Source organism: Synechococcus sp. H55.11 (genome assembly GCF_047462475.1).
Lineage (GTDB): Bacteria > Cyanobacteriota > Cyanobacteriia > Thermostichales > Thermostichaceae > Thermostichus.
Genome location: NZ_JANSJI010000126.1, coordinates 1 through 6,286, shown reverse-complemented (window position 1 = coordinate 6,286; position 6,286 = coordinate 1). Strand labels below are relative to the sequence as shown.

The following is a 6,286-nucleotide window of genomic DNA, read 5'->3' as shown; positions in this document are numbered from 1 at the left end:
CCCCGAGCCCCCCCGCCCCCCCCGCCAGGCGCCGGCGGCGCCCGGGGGGGTGGGGGCGCCGGGGTGGGTGGGGGGGGGGGGTGAGGGCTGGGAGAGGGGCCGGGGGTGAGGGTAGCGGCGCAGATACCGACTCCTTAGATCCACCACAAGCAGGGGATCTGGTGCCATCCCAGCTTGAGAAGCTGTCCTCAGGAAAGAGCTTTGGGAGTGACCTTCAAAATGGTGGAACGGGATCTAGACGGAGCTGAACCATTCGCCTGGGGCTCCTTGGCCATCCCACCGCCGGTGGAAGCTGCTTGTGCTCCGCGCCGCTTCCGCAGGCCAGCCGCCTCGGCCTGCTGGCCTGTAACGCTGGAAGCAGTCTTCGCTTGGGTTTTGCTTGCAGCGGAGTCGGCTTTGCCGGTTGAGCGGCTTTTTTTCTTGCCATCGGCAGCAGAACCTTCTTTTTCGGCCAACACCTGCAGGGCCATTTCCAGGGTGACCGCTTCGGCAGGGAGCTCCTTGGGCAAAGAAGCATTGACCTTGCCATGTTTGACATACAGCCCGTAGGGGCCGTCGTGCAGATTGACCGGCTCGCCGTCCTCAGGATGGGATCCCAGCTCGCGCAGGGGTTTGGCCGAGCCGCGCCCACGGCCTTTTTTGGGCTGGGCCAGCAGCTCCAGCGCCCGCTCTAGGCTGATGGTCAGCACATCCTCATCGGCGGGCAGAGAACGAAAATCCCCGTCGCAGACCACGTAGGGGCCGAAGCGGCCAATCCCTGCTTGCACCTTTTTCCCCGATTCCGGGTGCTCCCCCAACGTGCGGGGCAGGCTGAGCAACCCCAGGGCAATCTCAGGGGTGACCTGCTCCGGCTTTAGCCCTTTGGGCAGGGAGGTGCGCTTGGGCTTCTTGTTCTCCTCCGACACCTCCCCCAATTGCACATAGGGGCCGTAGGGACCCTGGGGAATCACGTAGACCGGCTCTTGGGTTTCCGGGTGGAAGGTGATGGGCTTGGGGCCCTCCTGTTTGCGCTTGATCAGCTCCGCTACATGTTCGGCGCTGAGATCGGCGGGGGGAATCTCCTCCGGCAGGTTGGCGCGCACCTCTCCCGATTCAGTCTCTACTGCTACATAAGGGCCGTAGGGGCCGATGCCGATCTTGACGGGCAGGTTCTCCAGGTGAATGGAGCGGGCCAGGCCAGAGTCGATTTCCAGCTCGCGCGCCTTCACCTGGCCTTCTAGGCCCTGCTCTCCCAGAAAGAAATGGCGCAAATAGGGCAACCAGTCTGCCTGGCCAGAAGCGATGTCATCGAGGGTTTGCTCCATCTCGGCGGTGAAGCGGGTATTCACCAAGTTGGGAAAGTATTTTTCCAGCAGCTCGGTCACTGCAAAAGCGGTGTAGGTGGGCACGAGGGCATTCCCCATCGACCTCACGTAGCCACGGCTCATGATCGTGTTCAAGATGGTGGCGTAGGTGCTGGGACGGCCAATGCCCTCGCTTTCCAACACCTTGACCAGGGAAGCTTCCGTATAGCGGGCGGGGGGCTGGGTCTCGTGGCCGACGGGTTCGAGCTTCCGGCAGCGGAGGGGATCCCCCTGCCGCAAGCGGGGCAGATGCACCTCCCGATCTTCCAGAGCCGCCTCCGGGTCGTCGGATCCCTCCACATAGGCGCGGAAGAAGCCGGGAAAATCGATGCGCTTGCCGCTGGCCCGAAACACCGCATCGTCCACCGCGATGAGCACGATGGTGTGGGTCTGTCGTGCTTCGGCCATTTGGCTGGCGACGGTGCGCTTCCAGATCAGGTCGTAGAGGGCCAGCTCCTGCCCTGTGAGCGGGGTTTGGCTGGGCAGGCGAAACTCCGACCCGGCGGGACGAATGGCCTCGTGGGCTTCTTGCGCCCCTTTGGTTTTGGTGGTGTACTGGCGCGGTTCGGGGCTGAGGTACTCCTTGCCGTACATCGACTCCACGCAGGCGCGGGCGGCGCGGATGGCCTGTTCCGACAGGTGTACCGAGTCGGTGCGCATGTAGGTGATGTAGCCCTCTTCGTAGAGCTTTTGGGCGATGCGCATCGTCTGCTGGGCGGACAGGTGTAGCTTGCGGTTGGCCTCCTGCTGCAGCGTGGAGGTGGTAAAAGGAGGGGCGGGCTTGCGGGTGGAGGGGCGCTCTTCGACCGAGCTGACGACCCAAGCTTTCCCCAGCAGGCGATCCCGTAGGGCCTCGGCCTGGGCTTGATCCAACAGCACCACATCCCGCCCGGCCATGAGCTGCCCGGTGCTGGGATCGAAGTCTTGCCCGCCGGCCAGGCGCTTGCCGGCCAGGCTCACCAGCTCTGCTGGAAAGACGCTCTGCCGCTCCTGCGGGGAAGTGCTCGGTTGCAGCTCCGCCTTCAGATCCCAGTAGGAGGCTTTTTTGAAGGCGCGCCGCTCCCGCTCCCGATCCACCAAGAGCTTGACCGCCACCGACTGCACCCGCCCTGCTGAGAGTTTGGGGGCAATTTTTTTCCACAGCAGCGGCGACAGGGTGTAGCCCACCAGGCGATCCAAGATGCGGCGGGTCTCCTGGGCACGCACCAGTTGCTCGTCCACCTGGCGGCAGTTTTGCAGCGCCTCTTGAATGGCCTCGCGGGTGATCTCGTGAAACACCATGCGGCGGGTGGGCACCTTGGGTTGCAGCACCTGTTGCAAATGCCAGCTAATGCTTTCCCCTTCGCGATCCTCGTCGGTGGCCAGGATCAGCTCGTCGGCTTTCTTGAGGGCTTCCTTCAGTTCCTTGACCACTTTCTTCTTGTCTTTGGGGATCACGTAGAGGGGCTCGAAGTCGGCGTGGACATTGACCCCCAGGCGGCTCCACTCTTCACCCTTCAATTCTTCTGGGATTTCAGATGCCGAATCGGGGAGATCCCGCACATGTCCCATCGAGGCCTGAACTTCGTACCCTGCGGGCAAGAATCCACGGATGGTGCGGGCTTTGGTGGGAGATTCGACAATGACCAGCTTAGGCATGATGATGTTGTTGTTGGCAGCAATTGGCTGAGGTTGCCAGGGCCAGCGTACCCCACAAGAGGTGCTTAAAATAGATGGCCTACTTCTCTGGAGCCTAGCAAGTCTATCTGCGCTTGACTAGCGGTCATCGGCGATTGATTCCAGGGATCTGCCCCCACCTGGCTCTTTGTACGACCATGAAACTGCATCATTTTTCCATTCGCACTGCCGATATTTTCCGCTCCATCGCCTTTTACGAGGGGCTGGGCTTGGCTGTGGAAGAACGCTTCACTGCCGGGATCACGTTGGCCTGCTGGATGCGTGGTCCCTGGGGGCGCCTAGAGCTGATGCAGGTGCCCCAGCCCCAGCCGGCTCCCGATCCCTTTGGGGATCCCCACTATGTGGGCTACTACCATCCCTCTTTGGAGATCGGCCCTGAATGGGGATCCCTGGCCGGCTATTTAGAACATCTACAAGCGCAAGTCCCCCTTACCCTGCTGCTCCCGCCCCAGCTCCAGCAGATCGGCCATCAAACTTATGAGGTAGCCTTCATCGCCGATCCCGATGGCCTGCCGATTGAGTTGCTGCGTTTGCAGGGATCCCCGGAATCCCAGCAGTTGGGCAAGGAAGGCTGTTGAATTTGCCGTTGGGTGGGATCCTGCAATTGGGCCTGAAGCTAAGCTGGTAAGGCCTGTGGGGAACTTGAGCAAGGATGGGTTGGCTTGTTTACTGAACTGGCGATGAAAGCTCAGCTTCCGGTTACCGTCTTGACGGGCTTTTTGGGCAGTGGTAAGACCACCCTGCTCAAGCGCATCCTGCAGGAAAAGCATGGGCTGCGCATTGGGGTTATTCTCAACGAGTTTGGCGAAATTTCCATCGATGGCGAGCTGGTCAACCTGCCCGAAGAGGGGCTGATGCAGCTGAGTAATGGTTGCCTCTGTTGCACGGTGCGGGCAGATTTTGAACGGGCAGCCCGAGAGCTGCTGCAGCAGGCCCAGGCGTTGGACTACCTGGTGGTGGAAACCAGCGGGGTGGCGGATCCCAGGCAGGTGACGGAGCTGTTTGTGCAAGAGACTTTTCATGAGGACTTGCGCCTCGATGGCGTGGTGACCCTGGTGGATGGGGCCGAATACTGGCACAACTTCCGGCGCTCGCAAACCGCCGCCCACCAGATCAGCAGTGCTGACATCCTGCTGCTCAACAAGGTGGACTTGATCACCCCTATCGAACAAGAGCAGATCCTTGCCGATCTGCGCCGCTACAACCCCGATGCCCCTTGCCTGCTCACCACCCATGCCCAAGTCCCCCTGACCCGCATTTTGGATGTGCATGCCTTCCGTCCAGAAGGGTGGGATCCCAAACTTCCCGATTTGGAAGCCGAGGCACACCCTAGCCATCACCTCGCAGAAGACGGGATCCAATCGGTGAGCTTTCAACTGCAGCAGCCGCTGGATTTGATGGCTTTTCGCGACTGGCTACAAGACTTGCCGGAGACGATTTTTCGCGCCAAAGGGGTGCTGTGGGTTGTGGACGAGCCGCAGCGGGTTATCTTTCATCAGGTAGGCCAGCGGCAAACCCTCTTCTTGGAACGGGACTGGGATGTGGAAGAGCCTCGCCTGTCCAAAATTGTGTTGATCGGCAAAGGGCTAGAGCGAGAACAGTTGGCTGCCGACCTCAGCCGGGTCGCCGCTGGTTAGGGATCCTCGTCATGGCTATTTTTTCAGTTCGTGGATGGGGTGAATTGGGATGGCTCGCAGCAAGCTTTCGGAGCAAGAACAACAGCAAATTGTCAGCGCCTACCGCGGCTCAGCAGCGACCGCCGTCGAATTGGCCGAGCAATTTCAAGTGAGCGTCACCACCATCACCCGCGTGTTGAAGGAAAATATCGCTGCCGATGAGTACCAGCGGTTGATTCAGCTCAAACGCTCGGCTGCCCGCCGCAAAGACATAGAGGAAAAAGTGGCCGTTGGCCAGATCGCAGCTTTGGAGCAGCAGCTCTTGCCGCTGTCTCCATCTGGGGATCCCCCCGCAGCCGCCACACCCCCCAATGGTGAAGAGCCGAACACAAACGACGCACCCATCGGCGGGATAGAAGAGTCTTTGCCAGAACTGCAGTTGGCGGCTGAGCTTCAGGAAGATCTAGAAGATATCGACGACGAGGAGGAAACCGAAGAAGACAGTGACCTCGAAGACGAGGACGACTCCGACTATTTCCCAGAAGACGAGCCGGAAGCAGACCACCTCGCCGATCCCGGCTATCAAGTTCAGGTGTTACCCCTGGAAGAGCTCACCCCGCCGGAAACCTGTTATGTCGTTGTTGACCGCTACCAGGAGCTGACCACTCGCCCCCTCAAGGAATTCTTTGGCCCCGGATCTGTGCCCGTCGAAGGGATCGATAACGCCAATACGCTGCCCATTTTCGACAACCACAAGGTGGCCCGTCGCTTTTCCGAAATGAGCCGCCGCGGCAGCAACACCTACCCCCCCTATCGGGTGATCCAGTTTCCCGGCTACATTCTGGACATTGTGCGCACCCAATTGCAAAAAAAAGGCATCACCCATCTGCTCGTAGATGGGCAGATCTACAGCCTCTAGGTCAGTTGGGCGGCAATCGCTCTCAACAGGTGGGTTTGGTCGATGGGCTTGGTTAGGTAGGCGTCAGAGCCGAGCCGTAGCCCTTGTTCAATGGCTTCTTGGGAGGTTTTGGAGGAGAGAAAGACGAAGGGGATGTGGGCCGTGGACTGATCCCATCGCAAGGCATCTAACACGCCATAGCCGTTCAGCTTGGGCATGACCACATCGCACAACACCAAATCCGGCATAAGCGCGCGCACCATCTGTAGGCCTTCCTCGCCATCGGTGGCCGCCACCGTGTCGTACCCAGCCCGCTGCAACACCTTCTGCAGATAGGTGCGGATAGAGGGTTCGTCTTCAATCACCAAGATGCGTTTGGACATGTGGCTTCGTAGACAAGCAAACGATAGTCTCCCCCAACCTGTCGGGCTGGCTGTCAGCTTCAACCGAGAGCCCAGTTGATGCGGGAACGAACAGAGAAGCTATAAAGGCAGCATAGGAAAACTCTGAGGAAAAAAACTCCGCCAAATGGCTCATTCTGGCACCCCAACCCTCTGCAGAAATCCTGATACGGTGCAGAACCTCCTTCCTCATCCGCAGATTTGCGCTTATGGTCATTATCAAATAGCAATGAAACGTTTCTCTCCGTCTATCCCTAACTCCCCTCTCCCTCTGGGAGAGGGGCAGGGGGTGAGGGCTGGGAGAGGGGCTGGGGGTGGTCGCGTGAGCGGCGCGGAGCGCTTGGGCACCTC

The 6,286-nt window shown here is 60.1% G+C and carries 5 protein-coding genes; 3 read left to right on the top strand and 2 right to left on the bottom strand.

Annotated features, from left to right (window positions below):
* Positions 1-188 precede the first annotated feature (188 nt).
* Positions 189-2,981 carry a type I DNA topoisomerase gene (gene topA / locus NW853_RS05440; protein ID WP_414334151.1) on the bottom strand — a complete coding sequence of 931 codons (2,793 nt, stop codon included), beginning with the start codon at positions 2,979-2,981 and terminating at the stop codon, positions 189-191.
* Positions 2,982-3,157: 176 nt separating this feature from the next.
* On the opposite strand from topA, the gene NW853_RS05435 reads away from it, so the two are divergent.
* The 3 genes from NW853_RS05435 (at position 3,158) to NW853_RS05425 (ending at position 5,555) form a co-directional block, all read left to right on the top strand.
* On the top strand, positions 3,158-3,598 hold the full coding sequence (locus NW853_RS05435; RefSeq protein ID WP_414334153.1) for a VOC family protein: 441 nt from the start codon (positions 3,158-3,160) through the stop codon (positions 3,596-3,598).
* A gap of 84 nt (positions 3,599-3,682) precedes the next feature.
* Positions 3,683-4,657, top strand: a complete 975-nt coding sequence (locus tag NW853_RS05430; RefSeq protein ID WP_414334155.1) for a CobW family GTP-binding protein — start codon at positions 3,683-3,685, stop codon at positions 4,655-4,657.
* Positions 4,658-4,706: 49 nt separating this feature from the next.
* Positions 4,707-5,555, top strand: a complete 849-nt coding sequence (locus NW853_RS05425; protein ID WP_414334157.1) for a hypothetical protein — start codon at positions 4,707-4,709, stop codon at positions 5,553-5,555.
* Here the strand turns inward: NW853_RS05425 and NW853_RS05420 are convergent.
* Positions 5,552-5,917 (bottom strand): response regulator, encoded by a 366-nt coding sequence (locus NW853_RS05420; RefSeq protein ID WP_414334158.1) that lies wholly within the window; start codon positions 5,915-5,917, stop codon positions 5,552-5,554. The two genes, NW853_RS05425 and NW853_RS05420, sit on opposite strands and share 4 nt — an antisense overlap.
* Between the last annotated feature and the right edge of the window lie 369 nt (positions 5,918-6,286).